Below are 22704 nucleotides of genomic sequence, written 5' to 3' on the forward strand. Positions count from 1 at the left end.
CAAGCGCCAAGCGCACGGCACCTCGTCGCAAAAACATGACCCATACGGTCAACTTTACTTGCAATTTCCTGGAATTGTTCTAATCTACCGGGAATTCGCTCCCGATGGAACAGGAGAAGCAGTCTCATGCGGCTTACCCGCCAGACCAACTACGCCGTCCGTATCCTCATGTATTGCGCGGCGAATCAGGGCCGGCTGAGCCGTGTGCCCGAAATCGCGGCTGCTTATTCCGTGTCCGAGCTTTTTCTGTTCAAGATTCTCCAGCCGCTCGTCGAGAACCGCATGATCGAGACCGTCAGGGGCCGCAATGGCGGCATCAGGCTGGCCCGGCCGGGATCGGAGATTACGCTTTTCGAGGTCGTGCGCGCCACGGAAGAGAATTTCGCCATGGCCGAGTGTTTCGAGAACGACGCGACGGAGTGTCCGCTGGTGGATTCCTGCTCGCTGAACGAGGCCCTGCGCAAAGCGCTCGGCGCCTTCTTCGAGGTGCTGGAGGGTTATACGATCGAGGATCTGGCGCGAAACAAGCCCAAGCTGCGTCATCTGCTCAATATCGATGATGGCGCCGCGGCAATCCGGGCCAACTGATCGCGCCGGCCGCGCTTTCTCCTTCATGTCACAGAGGTTGATGACTCATGTTTTTTGCGATGAACCGTTTCAAGGTGGTCCGTGGTTCCGAAGAGGCCTTCGAGACGGTGTGGAAGAACCGCAATTCGTCGCTGGACGAGATGCAGGGCTTCAAGTCGTTCCATCTTTTGAAGGGCCCGGTGAACGAGGAGGAGGGCTACACGCTCTACGCCTCGCACACGATCTGGCAGAGCCATGGAGATTTTGTCGCCTGGACGAAATCCCAGAACTTCCGCGACGCCCACAAGAATGCCGGCGACCACAAGCCGGCTTATCTCGGACACCCTGTTTTCGAAGGCTTCCAGGTCGTCGAAGGCGCCTGACCGCCTCTCGTTTCCGGCACGCGGGGCAATGTTGCCCCGCCACCCAGCCCTGATCTGTCTTCAGCTCGATGCCAGCAGGCTGGCATTGCCGCCGGCCGCTGTCGTGTCCACGCAGACCGCCCGCTCATGGGCATAGGCCGCCGGGTAGGCCACTTCCGTAACGAGCGGCACGATCTTCCCGTCCCGTGCCGCCAGCGCCCTTCGCATCGCGCCCACGTCTTCTCCATCGCCCGAGAATGCGACCAGGTCCAGTTCGAGCGCATCGAGGGTGGACGGCTCGATCTGTCCGTCGATCACGGCCAGCGGCAGCCCCTTGCCGACCAGCGGCTTCAGCGCCTCCGAGGCGATCGGCGCCACGGCCAGGACGGCATTCCCGGCCCCCAGCGCCTGAACCACCTGCCAGACCAGCGCGTCTGAATCCGGCCCCAGGCAAAGGGCCTTTCCACGCGGCACCAGGCTCACCGTGTTGGCCTCCCCGGTCGGCCCTGGCAGGTCGATCGGTCCGAAATCGAGCCCCGCGACCGCCGCGATCGGCTCCGACGCCTTGCCGCGCAGAAGCTTGCGCAGGATGGCGACCCGGTCGGGACGCGTCGCCCAGTTGCCGCGGGCCGCATCCGGCATGTGCTCGGCCAGCATGCGCGCGGCGATCTTGGGCGCCGTCGGCCCCGCCGTCCCACTGGGTGCGATGGCAGCCGATCGCCGGAAGCGTCTCAGATAATGCGGCCCACCCGCCTTGGGCCCCGTCCCCGAAAGTCCCTCCCCGCCGAAAGGCTGCGAGCCGACCACCGCCCCGATCTGGTTGCGGTTGACGTAGATGTTGCCGGCATGGACACCGTCCACGATCCGCTGCACGCGCTCCTCGATCCGTGTATGCAGCCCGAAGGTCAGCCCGTAGCCGCGGCCGTTGACCGCGCGGACCACCTCGTCCAGCTTCTCCGCCTCATAGGTCGCGACATGGAGAACCGGTCCGAAGACCTCGCGCTCCACCTCCTCGATCCCCGACACCTTGATCACCTGCGGCGCCACGAACAGCCCGTCTTCCGGCGCGTCAATACGCGCCAGCAGCTTGCCCCTCGCCTCCATTGCGTTGCAGTAGCTGGAAATACCATCGCGGGCCTCGGCGTCGATCACCGGCCCCACATCGATCGACACATGCCAGGGATCGCCGACCGACAATTCGGCCATCGCGCCTTTCAGCATGTCGAGCATCCTCGCCTCGACATCCTTCTGCACGTAGAGCACGCGAAGCGCCGAGCAGCGCTGCCCGGCGCTCTGGAAGGCGGAAGCCAGGATGTCGCGCACGGCCTGTTCCGGCAGCGCGGTGGAATCGACGATCATGGCATTGAGACCGCCGGTCTCGGCAATCAGCATGGCGTCTGGCGCGGCCGTCTCGGCAAGTTGCCGCTCGATGAGACGCGCGACTTCCGTCGACCCGGTAAAGCACACGCCGGCGATGCGTGGATTGGCCGTCAGTGGGGCGCCGACGGATGGCCCGTCACCCGGCAGGAGATGCAACACTTCTCCGGGCACGCCCGCCTGCCACATCAGTTCGACCGCCCGTGCGGCGATCAGCGGCGTCTGTTCCGCCGGCTTGGCGATGACGGCGTTTCCGGTCACCAGCGCCGCTGCAACCTGCCCGGTGAAGATCGCCAGCGGGAAGTTCCAGGGCGAGATGCAGGCGATCACGCCGCGCGCCGGGCCGATGCTCTCCACCCGTGCCGCCTCGTTGGCATAGTAGCGCAGGAAGTCGACCGCCTCGCGCACCTCCGCGATACCGTCGAACAGTGTCTTGCCGGCCTCGCGGGCAGCCAGGGCGAAGAACTCGCAGGCATTGTCCTCATAGAGATCGGCGATCTTCCGCAGGATGTAACCGCGTTCGACGACCGGCATTGCTGCCCAGGCCGGCTGCGCGGAGACCGCCGCCGCCACGGCCGTTTCGACCGCTGCGGCGTCTGCCTCCACCACCGTGCCGACCACGTCGGCCGGATCGGCGGGATTCAGCACCTCGCGCCCGGCCTTCTTGCCGCCCGCACCGCCCGCCTTCCAGCGATGCGGCGTGGCAAAGGGCGCCCTGCCCGCTTCGATCTCGGCCCGCATCACAGGGTCTGTGACGTCCCAGCCCCTGGCATTTGCCCGGCCGGAACCGAATATCTCGGAAGGCATGGGAATGGCCCAGTTATGTGCCGGCCCCTGCCTGGCAACGAGCTCGAAAGGATCGCGTGCGATTTCCTCGGCCGGCACGGCCTCGTCGACGATCTGGTGCACGAAGGAGGAATTGGCGCCATTCTCCAGAAGCCGCCGGACGAGATAGGCCAGCAGGTCCTCATGCGCCCCGACCGGCGCATAGATGCGGCACCGCGTCCCCTGCGCGCGCCGTATTGTCTCGTGCAGCGCCTCCCCCATGCCGTGCAGGCGCTGGAACTCGAAGCGATCGCGGTCTTTCGCCATCGCCAGGATTGCTGCCACCGTATGCGCGTTGTGGGTGGCAAACTGCGGATAGATGCGGTCGGTCATCCCCAGGAGCTTTTTGGCGCAGGCAATGTAGGACACGTCCGTATTTGCCTTGCGGGTGAAGACCGGATAGCCGCGGAGACCCGTCACCTGCGCGCGCTTGATCTCGGTATCCCAATAGGCGCCCTTGACGAGGCGGACCATGATGCGCCGGTCGAGCTTTTGCGCCAGTGCATGCAGCCAGTCGATGACGAAGGGCGCGCGCGGCCCGTAAGCCTGCACCACGACCCCGAACCCGTCCCAGCCCTTCAACGTCGGATCGGCCAGAACCTGCGCGATGACGTCCAGCGAGATGTCGAGGCGGTCGGCCTCTTCGGCATCGACATTGAGCCCCATGCCGGCGTCGCGTGCCGCATGGGCAAGGGAAGAAAGCCTGTCGACCATGACGGGCAGCATCGTCTCGGCCTTCACCGCTTCGTAGCGCGGGTGGATCGCCGACAGCTTGACCGAGATGCCTGGATTGGTCCTGATATCGGTCCCTTTCGCGTGTGCCGCCAGGGACGTGATCGCATCCGCATAGGCCCTGTGATAGCGCAGCGCATCGGCCTCGGTCCGCGCCGCCTCGCCCAGCATGTCGTAGGAGAACAGATAGCCCTTCCTGGCCTGGTCGCGACCGCGCCTCACCGCCTCGGCGATATTGCGCCCGAGCACGAACTGGTCGCCCATTTCGCGCATCGCAGCGGCAACCGCGCGGCGAATGACGGGCTCGCCAAGCCGGCGCACCAGCGCCCGAAGCGTCTGCGCGACACCCTGCTCTCCCTCGTCGAGCACCCTGCCCGTCAGCGCCAGGGCCCAGGTCGAGGCGTTCACGAAGATCGAGCTCGATTCACCCGAATGCGCCGACCAGTCATGCGGTGCGATCTTGTCGCGGATCAGGTCGTCGACCGTCTCGGCATCGGGCACGCGCAGCAGTGCCTCCGCCAGGCACATCAGCGCCACGCCTTCCTCGCTCGAAAGGCCGTATTCGCCGAGAAACGCCTCCATCAGCTTCGGTTCGGAGGAGGCGCGCACCTTGCGGACGAGGTCGGCCGCCGCCGTGCAGATTTCGTCCCTCTCGTTCGGCGACAGGCTGGCTCCCTCGACCAGCGCCGCGAGCGCTTCTGCTTCATCCGCCAGATAGTGGGCGCGGATGGATATGCGTTGGGGGGCAAGTGCGTCGCGGCTCATCGGGCTCTCCTTCGCATCGCGGGATCGTGCCGAACCTATCATGGCCGAAGCGCGCGGAGCGATCCAATCCGCGCATCTCCGCGATCTGTTTGATCCACAGATGCTTCACACTGCAGCTCGTACGGTCTATGATTGACGTCATGCCAGACCGATTGGACCGCATCGACCGCAACATTCTCGCAGCGCTGTCGCGCGAGGGTCGGCTTTCCATGAGCGCGCTGGCCGATCAGGTTGGTCTCTCCAAGACGCCCGTCCAGGCGCGCGTCCGCCGGCTGGAGAACGAAGGCTATATCCGCGGCTATGCGGCGATAATCGACCGGGAGAAGACCGGCGAAGGCCATGTCGCCTTCGTCCAGGTCAAGCTCGACGACACGCGTTCGGCAGCACTCGACGCCTTCAATCAGGCGGTGCTCAAGGTACCCGAGATCGAGCAGTGTCACATGATCGCGGCCAGCTTCGACTATCTCCTGAAGGTCCGGACCGGGGACATCGCCGCCTATCGCCGTGTCCTCGGCGAACGCATCTCCGCTTTACCCCACGTCGCCCAGACATCGACTTTCGTCGCCATGGAAACGGTCAGGGATCGCTGAGGTCGTCGTCCAACGTCTTGAGAAAGGCGATCAGCGCCAGCCGGCCGCGATCCGTGAAGATGACGGGCGAAATCTGGCTGATCCCAGAGACCGGCTTCGGCGCCTCGCTGTAATGGTCGATGACCGCCTCCAGCGTCGCGATCTGGCCGGAATGCATGTAGGGCGGGCGGGAGGCGGCGCCGCGCAGCGATGGCGTCTTGAAGGCGCGCTCCAGCTCCGGGCTTGCCGTCACCATGAAGCGCAATTCGCCGCACTCGGCTTCATCCGCATCGCTGAAGGCGCCGAGGCAGTTGAACGGGTCGGCCAGCAGCTTCTCGATGATGCCCGCCCGGCCCCGGTCCTCGGGAAGCCCCGGCACCGGCGGCACGCCGGTATTGTGAAAATGATCGTCGGTGAAACGGGGACCGTTGTGGCAATCGATGCAGTTGGCCTTGCCGATGAAAAGGCGAAGCCCCTCGGTTTCGAGCGCCGTCAGCGCCGCCTCGCCTGCCGGCTCCTGACCGGCCGATACGGCATCGGCGAAGCGATCGAACCGGGTCGGCTGGTGTCGGATCGTCCTCTGGAACGCATCGAGCGCCTTGCCGACATTGGCATAGAGCCTGTCGACGGCATACCGCTCGTCCTCCTGCAGCCTGCGCCAGGCATCTTGCGCGCCCGGATTGCCCCGAGGACTGCCATGCGCGGGAACGGTGGAGAGGTCCGGCAAGGGTCCGAAAATGGCCTCGTACGCCTCGCGATGATGGGCAACGACACGATGCGCCACCGCGGCGCGATCGAACCCGTGTTCTGCGGCATCCTCGATCGGATCGAGCGCCTGGCTCCACAGGCTGTCCTTGCGCCCGTCCCAGAACTGCCAGGGGCTGTAGGCCGCATTGGCGAGCGGCATGGTGCGCCGGTGTGTGGTTCCGACCCCCTCCGCCAACGCCAGATCGTCCTGAAACTGCCGCTCGGGCAAATGGCAGGTTGCGCAGGCGACCGCGCCGTTGGCGCTCATGCCCGTGTCGAAAAACAGGGTTTCTCCGAAAGCAGCCGCATGGGGATTGTCGGCGAACCGGTTCGAGGGATCGTGCGGCAGTTCGCCCAGTGCCGACAGCGACAGCGATGCGATCGCGCGCTTCTCCTGTTCGGAGAAATCGGCCTGGCCGCAGGCTGAAAGGACCGCAAGCGCCGCCCCCAGACCCACCCGTGCCATCGATCGTCGCCAGCGTCCCATTTACTCGATCACGAGGTTGAAGGTCACGCTGTCCTCGCCCGCCGGCGATGAGATATCGAGCGTCAGCTCCCACCATCCACCCATGTTGAAGCGTACGCCCTCGATGAGGTAGCGCCCCTCGCCCTGGTGTCCTGTCGCCTGGGGGGCGGTGGGCAGGCCGTGGCCATGCTGGGGCATGCCACCATCGATCGTGACCTGCGCGTCTTCCACGGGGCTGCCGTCGGCCAGCCGTACGGTCGCGACCCAGCTGTGCAGCGCGCCCTGAACCACCGGTCCGATCTGGGGCGCGATCTGGACCTGGTAGATTCCGGCTTCCGTCGGGCGTTCGCGCGACAGATCGAGATCAGCGGGAGGCGGCGCCATCATCCGCCACGCCATGAAGCCAACCACAGCCACGACCAGCAAAGCGGCACCACCCAGAATCCATCTCAGCATGCTTGTATCCCCTTGTTCCACTGGCGTCAGTGGGCCTTCCAGCTACCGGAAGGTCAAGCGGCGATGCGGATGCTCAGTCGCCCGTTGTCTCGCTCGGCAGTTGGAAGCGGTATTCCGTGACCTGTCGATAGGTCTCGCCCGGCCGCAGCACGGCCTGGGGGAAATGCGGGTTGTTGGGCGAATCGGGCCATATCTGCGGTTCCAGGCAGAGCCCGGCGCGGGCGCCGTAGATGCGACCGCCGAGGCCCGGCACCTCGCGCGGGGGGAAATTGCCGTCGAAGAACTGAAGCCCGGGTTCCGTTGTCCAGACCTCCATCTCGACACCGGCACGCCCTCCCTGCAGCCAGGCGGCTTGGCGCATGGGCCCACGTTGCGAGGAAAGGCAGAAATTGTGGTCGTAGTCCATCGTCTCCGCCTCCCATTCGAGTCGGATCGGACGGGGCAGCACGAAATCGAATGGGGTCCCCTCGACCGGCACGACATGCCCTGTCGGCACGAGTTCGTCGTCGACGGGCAGATAGGCGGAAGCAGCGATCATCATGCGGTGATCGAGGACGTCGCCCGCCCCGCCATCGTCGAGATTGAAGTAGGAATGGTGCGCCAGGTTGCACAGCGTCGGTCGATCGCACCGCGCCTCCAGCTCGACCGACAGCGTTGCGGGCGGCTTCAGCCGATAGGTGCAGGTGATGTCCAGATCGCCGGGAAAGCCATCCACGCGGTGCGGATCGTGCAGGGCCAGCGTGATGTGGTCCTTTCCGGCTTCCTCGACCGTCCACAGCCTTTCATGAAGCCCGAAGCTGCCGCCGTGAAGTGCATGGTCCGTGCGTCCGGGATCGACCTGGAATTGCTCGCCATCGATCGTGAACCGGCCGTTGCGGATGCGGTTCGCATGCCGGCCTACCATCGCCCCGAAGAACAGCGAGTGGTCGAAATAGCTGGCCACGTTCTCGAAACCGAGCACGAGCGGTGCTGCGTGCCCCTTGAGGCGCAGATCCTGGACGATCGCCCCCAGATCGAGGATGGAGGCCGACAATCCGCCGGCCTCCAGCCGATACTTTGTGACGGGGCGACCCTGTGGTGTCTGTCCGAAAAGGTCACCCTCTGCCACGTTGTCTCCCTAGAGTCCGAGGCCGCCGATACAGACATATTTGGTATCGAGGTAATCCTCGATGCCCTGGTGACCGCCTTCGCGCCCGATGCCCGACTCCTTCACACCGCCGAACGGCGCTTCCGGCGTCGTGATCAGGCCCTCATTGACGCCGACCATGCCATATTTCAGCCCCTCCATCACGCGGAACGCGCGCCCGAGATCGCTTGTGTAGAAATAGCAGGCCAGTCCGAATTCGGTGTCGTTGGCCATGGACACGGCCTCCTCCTCCGTCTCGAAGCGGAAGATTGGCGCAACGGGGCCGAATATCTCGTCCTTCATGAAGTTCATCTCGGGCGTCGCCTCGGAAATGACCGTGGGCTGGAAGAACGTGCCGCCGAGTTCGTGGCGATTGCCGCCGGTGACCACCTTGCCGCCCTTGGCCTTGGCGTCGGCGATGAACTCCTCGACCTTCTCGACCGCCTTGTCGTCGATCAGCGGCCCCTGCTGCACGCCGTCATCGAGGCCGGGTCCCACCTTCAGCGCCCCCGATGCCTTGGCGAACTTCTCCACGAAGCGGTCATAGATGCCGGCCTGCACGAAGAAGCGGTTGGTGCACACGCAGGTCTGGCCGGAATTGCGGTACTTCGCGGTGACCGCGCCTTCCACGGCCCGGTCGAGATCCGCATCGTCGAAGACCAGGAAGGGCGCGTTGCCCCCCAGTTCCATCGACACCTTCTTGACCGTGGAAGCCGACTGCTCGATCAGCATCTTGCCGACATCGGTCGAACCGGTGAAGGTGATCTTCTTGACCAGCGGATGGGTCGTCAGTTCCTTGCCGATCTCCGAGGCCGAACCGGTCACCACGTTGACCACGCCCGCCGGAATGCCGACTTCCTCGCAAAGGGCACCCCAGGCCAGCCCCGAATAGGGCGTCTGGCTCGCCGGCTTGACAACGGCGGTGCAGCCGGCCGCGATCGCCGGTCCGATCTTGCGGGCCAGCATCGAGGACGGAAAATTCCACGGCGTGATGGCCGCGATGACGCCGGTCGGTTCCTTGGTCACGATGATGCGGCGGTCGCCCCAGGGCGAAGGGATGACATCGCCATAGATGCGCCGCGCCTCTTCCGCGAACCACAATATATAGGCCGCCGACGAGGCAATCTCGCCCTTCGATTCCGTTAGCGACTTGCCCTGCTCCATGGTCAGGAGTTCGGCCAGCGGCTGCTGGTTGTCCATCATGGCGTCGTGCAGGGCGCGGAGCATCTTGGAACGCTCGACGGCGGTCGTCTTCTTGAAGCTCTCGAAGGCCTTCTGGGCCGCCTCGATGGCGCGGGTCGTCTCCGCCTTGCCGGATTTCGGCACGGTGCCCAGCTTGAGGCCGGTAGCGGGGTTGATGACGTCGATCGTCGCGCCGGAGTCGGCTTGCACCCACTGGCCGCCGATCAGATTGGCCTCGCGCATGAAATGGCTGGTCTTCTGCAACATCAATTCTCTCCTGTCCGGGCGCGGCGCCTCCCCCGTCGGGATGGCGTCATCGCACGTGGGTGAATGAAATATCGTTCAGCCCGTCCAACGGCAATGGCCAGCTTGCGTTCCCCTCTGGCTCAGCCGAACACGGCCTCGACAACGACCAGCCAGAAGGCGGCCGTCAGCGCGCCGACGGCGGTCGTCAGCGTCATCGTGTTGGAGGCGAGAGCCTGGCCCGTGCCAAAGCGCGAGGCGATCAGATAGGGATTGACGCCCGTGGGCATCGACGCCCCGATCACCGCCACCTTGGCGATCAGCGGCGGCAGATCGAACAGCACGGCGAGGCCGAGCACGATCGATGGCATGAGGACGAGCTTGATGGGTGAGAGCGCGAGCGCAGGCCCCACCGCGCCCCGGATGCCGAACTGAACCAGCCCCAGGCCAACGGCAAACAGCGCGACCGGCCCGGCAACGCCCGCGAGCGCGTCCACGATGGGACGGACGGGACCTGGGATGGGAAATCCCGTCAGCCGCCAGAATATCCCGGCCAGTATGCCGATGATGAGCGGATTGCCCAGGAAGACCTTCAGGAACTGGCGGGCGATCGCCATCGGCGCCGCCGCCCCGCCCGACGTGTCGAGCCGCGCGAAGAGCACGATCGTGGCCGCCATCATGATCGGCAGATGCACCATGACCAGCAGCGACAGCACCTCCACGCCGGCCTGTCCGTAGACCCCGATGACAAGCGGCAGGCCCAGCAGAACGAGGTTGGAGAACGACGCTGCAACCCCGCCTACGACCGCCGCGCGCGAATCGCGGCCGAAGACGCGGCTCACGATCAATTGTCCGCTGGCCCAGGCGACCAGCACGGCGGCGAAATAGATCGCCCAGAACAGCCAGGGCCGCATGCCCGAGAAATCGGCCTCCACAAGCGTCCGGAAGAGAAGCAGCGGCAGGGCGATCGTCACCACGAATTCCGTCAACGCATCGCCCGTCCGGGCGCCGATGAGCCTCGCGCGCCCGAAAACATATCCGAGCGCAACGAGCCCGAAGACGAAGATCAACGTGTCGGCGAGCGATGACATCACCCCTCATCGCACGGCGTGTTCTTCGCACAAACAGCGCACTTGCAGGTCTGCCATGTTGCCTCTGCACGCCACGTCAGACCTCGCCTTGCCTTTTGTGGAGCCTTCCGATCCCTATATTGGAGGAAAAGAAGGTCGGGATTCTCGCATGCTCAAGCTCATATTTGCCGCGCTGACAATCGTCGTGGCGTTCCCCGCCCACGCCACCGAGGCCGGGTGGGCGCTGCTGCGCAATGGCGGGCAGACGGTGCTGCTGAACCACGCCAACGCGCCGGGAGCCGGAGATCCAGCCAATTTCGACATTGAGAGCTGCCGCACCCAGCGCAACCTGTCCGAACGCGGCCGCCACCAGGCCCGCCGCATCGGTGCGCTGCTGGCTGCGCGCTCCGCGCCGGTCGAGGAGGTCTATGCCGGCCGCTACTGCCGCACCCTCGACACCGCCAACCTCGTCTTCGGCGAATCGGCGGTCGAACTGATGGAGGCGCTCGATCTGGTCACCGGCGACGAGGAACGCGATGCCGAGGCCTTCCGGGCCGTTCTGGAACGCGTTACGGACTATTCCGGCTCCGGGAACATGTTCATGGTGACACATCCTGAAAACGTCAGCGAATGGGCCGGAATCCGCTCGCGCGAGGGCGAAGCCATCATCGTTGCGCCCGATGGAGAGGGATTGCGCGTCATGGGCAGGGTCGTGCTGAACTGAAACAGGCAGCGTGTGGGACCGGTCAATTTGGTCGGCTCAGGCCTTTTTTCCGACGACGGACTTTTCCTGCCACCCAAAAGGCTCTAGACGGGCAACCTGCCTTTTATCGAACTTCCACTGAGGGAAGCATCCGTGACATCCACATTCGACAGGGTCGCCGACATCATCGCTGAGACCAGCGAGATCGACCGCGACAGCATCACGCCCAAGAGCCACACGATTGACGATCTGGGCATCGACAGCCTCGACTTCCTCGACATCGTCTTCGCGATCGACAAGGAATTCGGGATCAAGATTCCGCTCGAGAAGTGGACCCAGAAGGTCAACGAGGGCGAAGCCTCCACGGAGGAATATTTCGTGATGGAGAATCTCTGCGCCAGGATCGACGAACTGGTTGCGGAGAAGGCAGCTTCTGCCTGATCCGAAAAAGGGGCGCGCAGCGCTGATGAGCGAACGGGACGTCCTGATAACCGGCCTCGGCCTGGTAACCTGCTTTGGCGAAGGACCCGAGGCCCACTGGTCTGCGATCACCAGCGGTGAAGCGGAGCCGAGGCTCGATTCGACCCGTTTCGCGCCCTACACGATACACCCGTTGCCGGAAATCGACTGGGGCCGGCAGATCCCCAAGCGGGGCGATCAGCGCCAGATGGAAACCTGGCAGCGGCTCGGCACCTATGCCGCCGGCATGGCGCTCGACGATGCCGGGCTGAAGGGCGACGAGGAAGCCTGCGCGCGCATGGACATGATCGTGTCCGCCGCCGGCGGCGAGCGCGATGTCGAGGTGGATGGCGCGATCCTCGAAGCCGCCCGCACCCGGGAAGACCGGGGCGTTCTCGTCAACGAGAAGCTGACGACGGAATTGCGTCCGACGCTCTTCCTTGCCCAATTGTCCAATCTTCTCGCCGGCAACATCTCGATCGTCCACAAGGTCACCGGCTCTTCCCATACATTCATGGGCGAGGAAGGCTCGAGCATCGCGGCAATCCAGACCGCTGCCGCACGTATCCGCTCGGGTCAATCGAGCCATGTGCTGGTGGGTGCGTCCTTCCAGACCGAGCATCCCGACATGCTTTTGGGCTACGATCTGGGCGGCTTTCTGGAGCGCGAGGGCTGGCGCCCGCTGTGGAGCCGGGACCAGGGCAAGGGCGGCGGCGTGGTGACGGGTTCGGCCGGCGTCTTTCTTGTACTCGAATCCCGTGCGCGCGCGGAAGCGCGCGGCCAGAAGGCCTATGCCGCGATCCGAAATGTCGTTTCGGGTTACGCCGATCGTCCCTTGGGCGGATTGACCGCCGAGATCACCCGCATGCTGGCCGATCTCGAGCTGCCGTCGGGCCCGCTCCTGGCCATATCGGGCGCATCTGGCGCGCATGAAGCGACCACGGCCGAGAGGGATGCACTTTCCGCGGGCGGCGATATCGCCGTGCGCGGCATTGCCGCCTTGTTCGGCCATGTGAAGGAGGCGCAGTTCCCGCTCGCTGTGGCGCTCGCTGCACTTTGCATCGCCAATCGCAGCGCTGTCCCGCCTGTCGAAACCGGTGTGGAAACTCTCTTCGACGGCGTGCCGGAACGCGTTCTGGCCACCACCATCGGCTATCACCGTGCCGAGGGCATGGCCCTCCTCGAACCCGCCTGAACGCCCGGGAGACGGATGCCATGAAGATGACCGATCACAAGGGCAGGCCTCAGGTCGCCGTTACCGGCCTGGGCATCGTGACATCGCTCGGCAAGGGCAAATCCGACAATTGGGCCGCGCTGACGTCTGGAAAGTCGGGTATCCACTCGATCACCCGTTTCCCGCTCGATCATCTGTCGACCACCATTGCCGGCACCGTCGATTTCCTCGAAGCCAGCGACAAGGGCGCCGGCGCCCTCACCTTCCAGCTGGCCGACCTTGCGGCGGCGGAGGCCATTGAACAGGCCGGACTCGATGGCAGGATCGACGCCCCGCTCTTCCTCGCCTCGCCCCCCGTCGAGATCGACTGGAACGCACGCTTCGCGCTCCACGCGGCCGGTGTCGAAGGCGAAGGCTGCAACCGCCTGCTTGACGCCGCGCGCCGGGCCGAGAACCATGATCTGTTCCCGGCCTCTCAATTCGGCACGATCGCCGAACAGCTCGCCCGCAAATACGGCGTGCGCGGCCTGCCGATCACCCTGTCGACCGCCTGCGCTTCCGGCGCCACCGCGATCCAGCTCGCCACCGAGGCCATCCGTCGCGGCGAATGCGAGCGCGCGCTGGCCATCGGGGCTGACGGCTCGGCCACGGCCGAGGCACTGATCCGCTTTTCGCTTCTGTCGGCGCTCTCGACCCAGAACGAGCGCCCCGAAAAGGCCTCCAAACCCTTCTCGAAGGACCGGGACGGCTTCGTGCTCGCCGAGGGCGGCGCGGCCCTGGTGCTGGAATCGCTCGACAGCGCGCTTTCACGCGGTGCCGAGATCCTCGGCATCATCCGCGGCTGCGGCGAACGTGCCGACGATTTCCACCGCACCCGCTCCAAGCCGGACGGCTCGCCGGCCATTGCCGCCGTCAGCGCCGCGATCGAGGATGCCGGCATGCGTCCCGACGAGATCGGCTACGTCAACGCCCACGGCACGTCGACGCCGGAGAACGACAAGATGGAGCATATGTCGCTCTCGGCTGTCTTCGGCGAACGCATCCGTCACATTCCCGTCTCTTCCAACAAGTCGATGATCGGCCACACTCTCTCCGCCGCCGGCGCCGTGGAGGCGGTTTTCTCCATCCTCACCATGCGTGAAGGTGTCATCCCGCCGACGATCAATTACGACAATCCCGATCCGGCCATTGAACTCGACGTGGTGCCGAATGTCGCAAGGCAGGCCTCCGTCAGCTCGGTCCTGTCCAATTCCTTCGGCTTCGGCGGACAGAACACCTGCCTTGTCATGGCGCGCGAACCGGTCTAACCCGCCTCGCAAGACCGGATATCAGGAAAAAACATGCGCGCATTGCAGCTTGTCGAGGAGCGAAAGCTCGAGATCGTCGATCTACCCGAGCCGGAAGCACCCGGTCACGGCGAAGTGACGGTCCGCATCGCGGCCGTCGCGCTCAACCACATCGACGTCTGGGGCTGGCGCGGCATGGCATTCGCCAAGCGCAAGATGCCGCTGACGGTGGGCGCCGAAGCCTGTGGCCATGTCGAGGCGATCGGCCCCGGCGTGGCGGGCCTGGTGCCGGGCCAGCTCGTCTCGATCTTCGGCGCGCGCATCTGCGGCCGCTGCCGCAATTGCCGCGAAGGTCGCGACAATCTGTGCGAGCACGTCGAAGGCGTGCACGGCTTCCACCTCGACGGCTTTGCGCAGGAGAAGATGAACCTGCCGGCCCGCCAGCTCGTCGCCGCGCCTCCCGGTGTAGACGTCATCGGCGCTGCCGTCGCCCCCATCACCTTCGGCACCGTCGAGCACATGCTGTTCGACAATGCGAAGCTCCAGCCGGGCGAAACCATCCTCATTCACGCCGGCGGATCGGGCATCGGCTCGGCCGCCCTCCAGCTTGCTCGCCGCATGGGTTGCACCGTCATCACCACCGTCGGCTCGGACGACAAGATCGAGAAGGCCAGGGCGCTCGGCGCCGATCACGTCATCAACTACCGCGTGGACCGCTTCGAGGGCGTGACGCGCAAGCTGACGAAGAAGAAGGGCGTCGACGTCGTCTTCGAGCATGTCGGCGCCGATACCTGGGCGGGCTCCATGCTTGTTCTGAAGCGCGGCGGGCGCATCGTCACCTGCGGTTCGACGTCGGGCGTATCGACCAGCATCAACCTGATGCAGCTCTTCCAGCAGCAGATCAAGATCTTCGGCTCCTTCGGCTGCCGCAAGGAGAACATGGAAAACGCCATGCTGAAGATGGCCTCGGGCCAGGTCCATCCCGTCATCGACCGCGAGGTGGGCTTTGACGGCATCGGCGAAGCGCTGGAGCGCATGGAAAGCCGCCAGGTCTTCGGCAAGATCGTGCTCAGGATCGATTGATGGCCAGCGGAAAGTCCGCTCTCAGGCCGCTTCTCTTCAGGACCGCACGTGGCCTGAAAAAGTTGGAATACTGGCTTGTCGCCCGTCTCGCCATGGGCGCCCTGTGGATCTGCAGGCTCCTGCCGGCCGAAAAGGCGCTGTCGCTCGGCGAATGGGTCGCACGGCGTCTGGGCCCACTGTTCGGCCGTCACCGTGTCGCCTTGGCCAATCTGCGCGCCGCCTATCCCGAGAAGCCGGAAGAGGAGATCCAGCAGATCGCCTCCGACATGTGGGCTCACATGGCCCGGCTCGCCGTCGAATATATCTATCTGGCCGAATTGTTCGATTTCGACCCCGACAACCGGGGCGCCAGCCGCATCGAGGTCGACGGCGAGGATATCTTCCTGAAGCTGCGAGAAGAAAAGAAGCCGCACATCATCTTCACGGCCCACATGGGCAATTTCGAGCTTCTGCCGATCGCCGCGGCGAGTTTCGACCTGCCTGTGACCGCCCTCTTCCGCGCGCCCAACAATCCCTATCTGGCCGACTACATCCTCAAGGCCCGCCGTTCATCCATGGGCGAGCTGCTCGCCTCGCGCGCGGGCGTGTCCTTCGCGCTGGCCCGCATCCTGGAGCGCGGCGGCAATATCGGGGTGCTCGTCGACCAGAAATTCCTGCGGGGCGTCAAGACGACCTTCTTCGGCAGGCCCTGCCTCACCAGCCCGCTTCTGCCCAAGCTCGCGCGGCAATATGAGTGCGGCGTCTACCCCGCGCGCTCCGTCCGCCTGCCCGGCAACCGCTACCGCCTCATCGTCGAGGACCGGCTCGAACTGCCGCGCACGCCGCAGGGCATCGTCGACGTGCCGGCCACCGCGCAGCTCCTCAACGACGTTGTCGAGCGCTGGGTGCGCGAAGATCCCGCGCAGTGGATGTGGTTCCACAAGCGCTGGTCGAAATGAAGGCCGGCCTTCAGTAGTAGTTCATGACCGCATGCCTGGCCTCGGCGAAGAACAGCCAGCGCTCGACCATCACGCCCGCCCCGAAGGCCAGGACCGCCAGCGCCAGCAACACCATGGCGCCCCCGGCTGGCAGGAACAGCGCGATGAACGCCAGGATCAGCGGTGCCACCAGCCCGGCCGCGAAGGCGATCCGGAACAGCTTCGATGCATGCTTGCGGGCGATGCGGAACCCCATCTCGCTGGTCAGGTAATTGTCGTTGATGTGCGGCGGTTCGAAGAGCCGCACCTTGCCGATGGCGCCGAGTCCGGTCGCTGTCTCCGGCGTCGAGCGCGGCCGGCGCTGAAGCCGGTTGCGCCAGGCGAGCTTGACCGCCCACGCGGCGACGAGCAACAGCATGCCGGCAATCGCCAGCCCAGCCCAGGGCCCGGTCCCTGATGCGGCGAAGAGGGACGCCGCGAGCGCCCCGCCGGCACCCGAGAACAGTAGGTAGGAGGCCGGCGTCAGCGGCGTGTGCCAGGCGTCGATCGCCTTCAGCGAGGCGTAGATCATGGCCGTGCAATAGACGGTGACGGCGGCCAGCACCGTTCCGGCAAGGCCCGCCCAGATGAGATGCCGGTCGAGAAAGATGACCGAAAACGCATTGAGCGTCAGCGGCACGAAGGTGACAAGCGCCATGACCCCTTCCCGCGACAGCCAGCTCGTGCGCCACTGGCTGAGCGCGCGCCAGGCACGCTGCGGATTGCCGAGATGCAGGGTCGACGAGATCAGCCCGCCGCCGATGAGAAGCAGCGCAAGAACATGGGCGATCTTGGTCGACCATGAGAGCGGATCGAGAAGCCCCAGCCCCAGCACCGCGGCCAGCCCGTAGCCGAGGCCCGAGGCCGTGGTGAAGACGATGATCGAGAGCGCGGGATGCATTCAGATCCGGTCCAGCATGGAATCGACCCAGGCGAGCAGCCCCCTGGCGCCGCTTGTATCCTCGACCTGCACCGGTGCGCTCGATGCAAGGTTCCGGCGCGGGCGCGGCGGCAGGTATTTGTTGACCGGCCGCGTCCCCTGCTCCGGCATCAGGTCGAAGCCGCCACGCGCGGCAACCATCTTCGACACGTCGGAACCGGGATCGGCCAGATCGCCGAAATGCCGCGCATTGGTCGGGCAGGTCCGCACGCAGGACGGCACCCGGTCGATCTCGGGGATCGTCTCGTTGTAGATGCGGTCGATGCACAGCGTGCACTTCTTCATAACGCCGGCCGACAGGTCCATCTCGCGCGCGCCATAGGGGCAGGCCCAGGCGCACAGGCCGCAACCGATGCACATATCCTCTTCGACCAGCACGATGCCGTCATCGGCGCGCTTGTAGGAGGCGCCGGTCGGGCACACGGTCACGCAGGGCGCGTCCTCGCAATGAAGGCAGGATTTGGGGAAATGGACGATCCGCGCCTCGCCGCGTTCGCCCACCACCTCGCCCCCTTCGGGAACGACTTCATAACTGTGCACGCGGTTGAGAAATGTACCGGAGACGGCGCCTCCATAGGGGTCCTGGTCGGAAAGCGCCGCGCCGTAGCCGCCCGTGTTCCACTCCTTGCAGGAGATCACGCAGGCATGGCAGCCCACGCACACGTCGAGATCGATGACGAGGCCGAGCTTCTTCGGCGTTGATTCGGACGGAAGCGAGGTCATTTGCTCCACTCCTGCCCGTAGCGCAGTTCCTCCGCCCCTTTGCCCGTCGGCACCCGGGCGGGCCTGAAGGCCGGCTCGCTGGCGCTTGCGGGCCCGGCCGGCTCGATGCGCACGCGCAGGTCGTACCAGGCTGCCTGGCCCGTCACCGGATCGGAATTCGACCAGCGCATGCCGTCTTCACGTGGTGGCAGAAGTTCGTGGATCAGGTGATTCAGCAAAAAGCCCTTTTCGCTTTCGGGAACTTCATCCTTGAGCCCCCACGCACCCTTGCGCTTGCCGATCGCGTTCCAGGTCCACAACGTGTCGCGATTGCTGGTCTCGGTACGCGCGACCTGCACCTTGATCCGTCCATGATGTGAGACGATCCACGCCCAGTCGCCGTCCTCCAGCCCCTGCTCCTGGCAGATTGCGGCCGGCACGAACATCCGGTTGGCGGTGTGGATCTGGCGCAACCAGGCGTTCATCGACCCCCAGGAATGATACATGGCCATCGGCCGCTGGGTGATGGCGTGCAGCGGAAACTCGCTTCGGTCGACGGCCGCTTCCTCGAGCGGGCGATACCAGGACGGAAGCGGCGTGAACGCCGCCAGGATGCGCGCACGGTGGGCTTCGGGCGCAACCGGCTCGCGCAGGCCTTCCGCCGACAACCGGAACTTCTGCAACTCTTCCGACCAGAGCTGGAAGGTGACCGGCTGCGGCGTATCGAAGAACCCCATCTTGACCGCGAAATCCTGATAGGCCGCGTTGGCGTGTTTGAAGAAATGCGCCTCTGGAGGGATCTCGGCGGAAAAGAACGATCCGTTCTCGATGTAGCGGTTCAGTTGCTCGGGGTTCGCCGCACCCCTGCCAGCGCGCGTCCCGTCCCTTCCCCTGAAGCCCGACAGCGGGCCGATGCCCGGCCTGCGCTCGTGATTGACGATGTAGTCGGCATAATCCGCGTAGAGCGCGCCGCCGCGGCTGTCCACGAAACCGGGAAGCGCCAGCCGCGCTCCGAGGTCGATCAGGACGGACTGGAAGGGGCGGACGTCTCGCTCCGCCGCCACGACAGGCCAGCGGATGGCGTCGTTCACGGATTCGGGCTCCGATATCGGCCGGTCCAGCATCGAGATGCAGTCGTGGCGTTCCAGATAGGTCGTGTCGGGCAGCACCAGATCGGCATAGGCGACCGTCTCGGAGGCATAGGCATCGGCCACGATGATCTTCGGGATGCGGTATTCGCCGGTCGCCTCGTCCTTCTCCTCCAGCATGGCGATCGTGCCGGCCGTGTTCATGGACGAGTTCCAGGCCATGTTCGCCATGTAGAGGAACAGCACGTCGATCGGATAGGGATCGCCCGCGTGGGCGTTGGCGATCACCATGTGCATCAGTCCATGGGCCGCGATCGGCGCATCCCAGGAAAAGGCTTTGTCGAGCCGGGCCGGCCGCCCTTCCGCGTCGACCAGCAGATCCTCCGGCCCCAGCGGAAAGCCCAGATGCGGCCCGGACAAGGGCTGGTTGGACCCGAAATGCTCTGCCTTGCCGTGCGGGCGTGGATGGGCGGAAAGCGGCTTCGGATAAGGTGGCTCGAAGCGGAAACCGCCCGGGCAGTCCACCGCGCCGATCAGCACCTGCAGCATGTGCAGCGCGCGGGCCGTCTGGAATCCGTTGGAATGGGCCGAGATGCCGCGCATCGCATGAAACGATACCGGGCGGCCGACAAAGCTCTGATGGCGCTCGCCATTCATGTCGGTCCAGGGCTGGTCGACCTCGATTGCCTCCTCGAAGGCCACGCGGCCGATCTCTGCCGCCAGCCCGCGGACCGTGTCTGCTGAGATGCCGGTTTCGGCCGCCACCGCTTCCGGCGCGTATTTTGCGTCGAGATATTCCTTGGCGAGATGGTCGAAGACCGGGATGGCAAAGCGGCCATCATCCAGTTGGAAGCGTCCGGACAGCGCAGGCCGCGCGCCCTTGGAGCCCGAAGGCACCGGCCTTTCGGTCACGGTCTCGTAGACCAGCGGCTTGCCTTCGCCGTCGCGGGCAAACAGGCCGTGATCCTTCGTGCCCGGAGCGTCGACCACCAGCCAGGCGGCATTGGAATAGCGCACGAGATAGTCGACATCGATACGCCGCGCCTTTAGCAACTCATGCACCAGCGACAGGATCAGCAGGCCGTCCGTGCCGGGCCTGATCCAGATCCAGTCATCGGCGATGGAGGAATAGCCGGTGCGCACCGGGTTCACCGAAACGAAGCGCGCGCCGCGCTTTTTGAGCTTGGAAAGCCCCATCTTGATCGGGTTGGAATCGTGGTCTTCCGCCACGCCGAACATCACGAACAGCTTGGTGCGGTCCCAATCCGGCGAACCGAATTCCCAGAAGGCGCCGCCGATCGTCATGATGCCGCCGGCCGCCATGTTGACCGAGCAGAACCCGCCATGCGCGGCGTAGTTCGGGGTCCCGAACTGCTGCGCCCAGAAGCCGGTCAGCGACTGCGACTGGTCGCGCCCGGTGAAGAAGGCGAGTTTCTTGGGATCGGTCCGGCGCACATCGCCCAGCCATTCGCCGGCAATCGACATCGCCTCGTCCCAGGAAATCTCCTGGAACCGGCCCGAGCCGCGGGGTCCCACACGCTTCAGCGGCGCGCTCAGCCGGGCCGGCGCATGCTGCGTCATGATGCCGGCCGAGCCCTTCGCGCACAGCACGCCGCGATTGACCGGGTGGTCGCGATTGCCTTCGATGTAGCGAATCTTGCCGTCCTTGATATGGACGTCGATCCCGCATCGACAGGCGCACATATAGCAGGTGGTCTTGCGGATTTCGTCCGAGACCGGCTTGGAGAGATCGATCCGTGGCCGTTCGTTCATGAAAAAGCGTTCCTTCGGCGTCCACTCGTAGCCAGAACGCTGCGCGAAGGAAACGGCAATTCGAGAGACATGCCCCGCTTTTGCGGGTGACCTAGCGCCGCAATTCGGCCGAAAGTGAAGGGGCTGCTTCGTCGGTGACGATGATGCGGGTGTTTCCCGCCCCGATCTCGCGCACCAGCTCGTAGAAGATGCGCGCATTCTCGTTGGCAAGGCGTACGCAGCCATGCGACGCCGGCTGCCCCAGGCGGCTCACCGCCGAAGTTCCATGCACCGCCCAGCCGCGATCGTAGAACACGGCGAATGGCATCGGCGCGTTGTCATAGGTGCGCGAGTGCCACATCCGGTGAATGCGGTAGGGCCGAAACTCGCCCCTTGGCGTGACGAAACCGGGACGTGCCGTGGAGACGCTCCAATGGTGGATTACCCTGCCATGACGTTCCACTGTCATCGTCTGGTTCGCAACATCGATCGTGGCGACCAGGCTTGCCGCCTGCGCACCGCCTGCGGTCATCAGCGCGGTTATGCTCGCCGCCAGAACCCATCTCACCATTACCCTGCGCCCCCAACGCAAACCCACCGGCGCCAGTCAACCGCAGCGGGCGACAGGCAGCAACACACGAAGATGCTATCGCCAATCCTTGAACGAGTGCTGAACAGGGGGAAGCCGGCAGAAAAAACCGGACCTGCGGGCAAATTGGTCGCCCCGATTTTTGCCCCGCCGCCCCGCTTGCCAGACGATCTCAAACGCTGTTCATTCAGCGCATGAATGAGTCACTTCTCCGCGCCGTCGAGGATCGCCGCGAGGCGGTCGTCACCCTCACCCAGGATCTGATCCGCTTTCCCACGGTGAACCCGCCGGGCGAGGCCTATACGCCGTGCGCGGAGTTCATCGGCGCCTATTTGCGCAGGCTTGGCTTCCAGACCCAGCTTATCCGCGGCGAAGGCGCGCCCGGCGACACCGACCGGTTTCCGCGCACCAATATTGTGGCTCGCCGCGAGGGTCGCTCGCCCGGCGCGACGGTTCATTTCAACTCGCACATCGATGTTGTCGAGGAAGGGCATGGCTGGACCGTCGACCCCTTCGCCGGCGTCGTGAAGGACGGAAAGGTCTATGGTCGCGGCGCCTGCGACATGAAGGGGGGCCTTGCCGCCTCCATCATCGCAGTAGACGCCTTCATCGCCGTCTACCCCGATTTTCCGGGGGCCATCGAGATATCCGGGACGGTGGACGAGGAGTCGGGCGGCTTCGGGGGCGTCGCGCATCTGGCAAAGCAGGGTTTCTTCTCCAAGCCACGCGTCGACCACGTCATCATCCCCGAACCCCTCAACAAGGACCGCATCTGTCTGGGTCACCGCGGCGTCTGGTGGGCGGAGATCGAGACCAAGGGCGAGATCGCCCATGGCTCCATGCCGTTTTTGGGCGATTGCGCCGTGCGCCACATGGGCGCGGTGATGCATGCCTTCGAGGAAGAGCTCTTCCCGCTCCTCGACAGCAAGCAGACAGAGATGCCGGTGGTGCCCGAGGGCGCGCGCCGCTCGACCATGAACATCAATTCCGTCCATGGCGGCCAGACGGAAGACTACCGGCCGGGCCTGCCCTCCCCCAATGTTCCCGATTCCTGCCGCATGACCATCGACCGACGGTTCCTGCTCGAGGAGTCGCTCGACGAGGTGAAGAGCGAGGTCGTCTCCATCCTGGACCGTCTGACACGCGACCGCGACAAATTCCGCTACGACATTCGCGACGTGATGGAGGTCCTGCCGACCATGACGGAGCGCAACGCCCCCGTCGTCACCGCGATTGCAGAGGGCATCCGGGAGATTTTCGGCCGCGAGCCGGACTACGTCATCTCGCCGGGAACCTACGACCAGAAGCACGTCGCCCGCATCGGCCATCTGCACGATTGCATCGCCTACGGCCCGGGCATCCTCGACCTCGCCCACCGCCCCGACGAATGGGTCGGCATCGACGACATGGTGGAATCGGCCAAGGTCATGGCCATCGGCATGGACGCGCTCCTGCGGGGCGCGCGCACTTGAGCAAATCGTTGCG

20 protein-coding genes are annotated in these 22704 nt (G+C 65.2%); 10 read left to right on the forward strand and 10 right to left on the reverse strand.

Annotation, left to right across the window (positions count from 1 at the left end; genetic code table 11):
• Positions 1-126 precede the first annotated feature (126 nt).
• Positions 127-588 (forward strand): iron-responsive transcriptional regulator RirA, encoded by a 462-nt coding sequence (gene rirA / locus GRZ55_RS05815; protein WP_169285943.1) that lies wholly within the window; start codon positions 127-129, stop codon positions 586-588.
• A 47-nt stretch (positions 589-635) separates the two neighbouring features.
• Positions 636-950, forward strand: a complete 315-nt coding sequence (locus GRZ55_RS05820) for an antibiotic biosynthesis monooxygenase (protein WP_169285944.1) — start codon at positions 636-638, stop codon at positions 948-950.
• 60 nt (positions 951-1010) lie between these two features.
• Here the strand turns inward: GRZ55_RS05820 and putA are convergent, their stop codons facing one another.
• The gene (gene putA, locus GRZ55_RS05825) at positions 1011-4628 is read right to left on the reverse strand and encodes a bifunctional proline dehydrogenase/L-glutamate gamma-semialdehyde dehydrogenase PutA (protein WP_169285945.1); all 3618 of its coding nucleotides are present in this window, start codon (positions 4626-4628) and stop codon (positions 1011-1013) included.
• A gap of 140 nt (positions 4629-4768) precedes the next feature.
• Between putA and GRZ55_RS05830 the strand changes: the two genes are divergently transcribed.
• Positions 4769-5218, forward strand: a complete 450-nt coding sequence (locus GRZ55_RS05830; protein WP_246734531.1) for an Lrp/AsnC family transcriptional regulator — start codon at positions 4769-4771, stop codon at positions 5216-5218.
• On the opposite strand, the gene GRZ55_RS05835 is transcribed toward GRZ55_RS05830, so the two are convergent.
• From GRZ55_RS05835 to GRZ55_RS05855, 5 genes are all read right to left on the reverse strand, one after another.
• Positions 5205-6410, reverse strand: a complete 1206-nt coding sequence (locus tag GRZ55_RS05835; protein WP_246734532.1) for a cytochrome-c peroxidase — start codon at positions 6408-6410, stop codon at positions 5205-5207. The two genes, GRZ55_RS05830 and GRZ55_RS05835, sit on opposite strands and share 14 nt — an antisense overlap.
• 21 nt (positions 6411-6431) lie before the next feature.
• Positions 6432-6866 (reverse strand): FixH family protein, encoded by a 435-nt coding sequence (locus GRZ55_RS05840; protein WP_169285948.1) that lies wholly within the window; start codon positions 6864-6866, stop codon positions 6432-6434.
• Positions 6867-6939: 73 nt separating this feature from the next.
• Positions 6940-7974, reverse strand: a complete 1035-nt coding sequence (locus GRZ55_RS05845) for an aldose epimerase family protein (protein WP_169285949.1) — start codon at positions 7972-7974, stop codon at positions 6940-6942.
• Positions 7975-7983: 9 nt separating this feature from the next.
• Positions 7984-9441 carry an NAD-dependent succinate-semialdehyde dehydrogenase gene (locus GRZ55_RS05850; protein WP_169285950.1) on the reverse strand — a complete coding sequence of 486 codons (1458 nt, stop codon included), beginning with the start codon at positions 9439-9441 and terminating at the stop codon, positions 7984-7986.
• 119 nt (positions 9442-9560) lie between these two features.
• The gene (locus GRZ55_RS05855; RefSeq protein WP_169285951.1) at positions 9561-10508 is read right to left on the reverse strand and encodes an AEC family transporter; all 948 of its coding nucleotides are present in this window, start codon (positions 10506-10508) and stop codon (positions 9561-9563) included.
• 148 nt (positions 10509-10656) lie between these two features.
• Here GRZ55_RS05855 and GRZ55_RS05860 point away from each other — a divergent pair, with 148 nt between their 5' ends.
• From GRZ55_RS05860 to GRZ55_RS05885, 6 genes are all read left to right on the forward strand, one after another.
• A complete protein-coding gene (locus GRZ55_RS05860) occupies positions 10657-11211 on the forward strand; it encodes a histidine phosphatase family protein (protein ID WP_169285952.1) in 555 nt (184 codons plus the stop codon).
• Between the two features lie 132 nt (positions 11212-11343).
• Positions 11344-11631 (forward strand): acyl carrier protein, encoded by a 288-nt coding sequence (locus GRZ55_RS05865; RefSeq protein WP_169285953.1) that lies wholly within the window; start codon positions 11344-11346, stop codon positions 11629-11631.
• A 22-nt stretch (positions 11632-11653) separates the two neighbouring features.
• Positions 11654-12844, forward strand: coding sequence for a beta-ketoacyl-ACP synthase (locus tag GRZ55_RS05870; RefSeq protein ID WP_169286028.1), 1191 nt, complete (start codon positions 11654-11656; stop codon positions 12842-12844).
• A 20-nt stretch (positions 12845-12864) separates the two neighbouring features.
• On the forward strand, positions 12865-14130 hold the full coding sequence (locus GRZ55_RS05875) for a beta-ketoacyl-ACP synthase (RefSeq protein ID WP_169285954.1): 1266 nt from the start codon (positions 12865-12867) through the stop codon (positions 14128-14130).
• 33 nt (positions 14131-14163) lie between these two features.
• On the forward strand, positions 14164-15192 hold the full coding sequence (locus GRZ55_RS05880; RefSeq protein WP_169285955.1) for a zinc-binding dehydrogenase: 1029 nt from the start codon (positions 14164-14166) through the stop codon (positions 15190-15192).
• Positions 15192-16130, forward strand: a complete 939-nt coding sequence (locus GRZ55_RS05885; RefSeq protein ID WP_169285956.1) for a lipid A biosynthesis lauroyl acyltransferase — start codon at positions 15192-15194, stop codon at positions 16128-16130. The genes GRZ55_RS05880 and GRZ55_RS05885 overlap by 1 nt, the downstream gene beginning before the upstream one ends.
• A gap of 10 nt (positions 16131-16140) precedes the next feature.
• Here GRZ55_RS05885 and GRZ55_RS05890 read toward each other — a convergent pair whose 3' ends face one another.
• From GRZ55_RS05890 to GRZ55_RS05905, 4 genes are all read right to left on the reverse strand, one after another.
• Complete coding sequence (locus GRZ55_RS05890) at positions 16141-17049, reverse strand: DmsC/YnfH family molybdoenzyme membrane anchor subunit (RefSeq protein ID WP_169285957.1); 909 nt, start codon at positions 17047-17049, stop codon at positions 16141-16143.
• Complete coding sequence (locus tag GRZ55_RS05895) at positions 17050-17811, reverse strand: 4Fe-4S dicluster domain-containing protein (RefSeq protein ID WP_169285958.1); 762 nt, start codon at positions 17809-17811, stop codon at positions 17050-17052.
• Positions 17808-20651, reverse strand: a complete 2844-nt coding sequence (locus GRZ55_RS05900) for a molybdopterin oxidoreductase family protein (protein WP_169285959.1) — start codon at positions 20649-20651, stop codon at positions 17808-17810. Before GRZ55_RS05900 ends, GRZ55_RS05895 begins: the two co-directional genes overlap by 4 nt.
• Before the next feature lie 91 nt (positions 20652-20742).
• Positions 20743-21201 (reverse strand): L,D-transpeptidase, encoded by a 459-nt coding sequence (locus GRZ55_RS05905; RefSeq protein WP_169285960.1) that lies wholly within the window; start codon positions 21199-21201, stop codon positions 20743-20745.
• A gap of 212 nt (positions 21202-21413) precedes the next feature.
• On the opposite strand from GRZ55_RS05905, the gene GRZ55_RS05910 reads away from it, so the two are divergent.
• Complete coding sequence (locus tag GRZ55_RS05910; RefSeq protein WP_169285961.1) at positions 21414-22691, forward strand: acetylornithine deacetylase/succinyl-diaminopimelate desuccinylase family protein; 1278 nt, start codon at positions 21414-21416, stop codon at positions 22689-22691.
• Positions 22692-22704: the final 13 nt, after the last annotated feature.

The sequence above is a fragment of the Chelativorans sp. ZYF759 genome (assembly GCF_012911015.1).
Taxonomy (GTDB): Bacteria; Pseudomonadota; Alphaproteobacteria; order Rhizobiales; family Rhizobiaceae; genus ZYF759.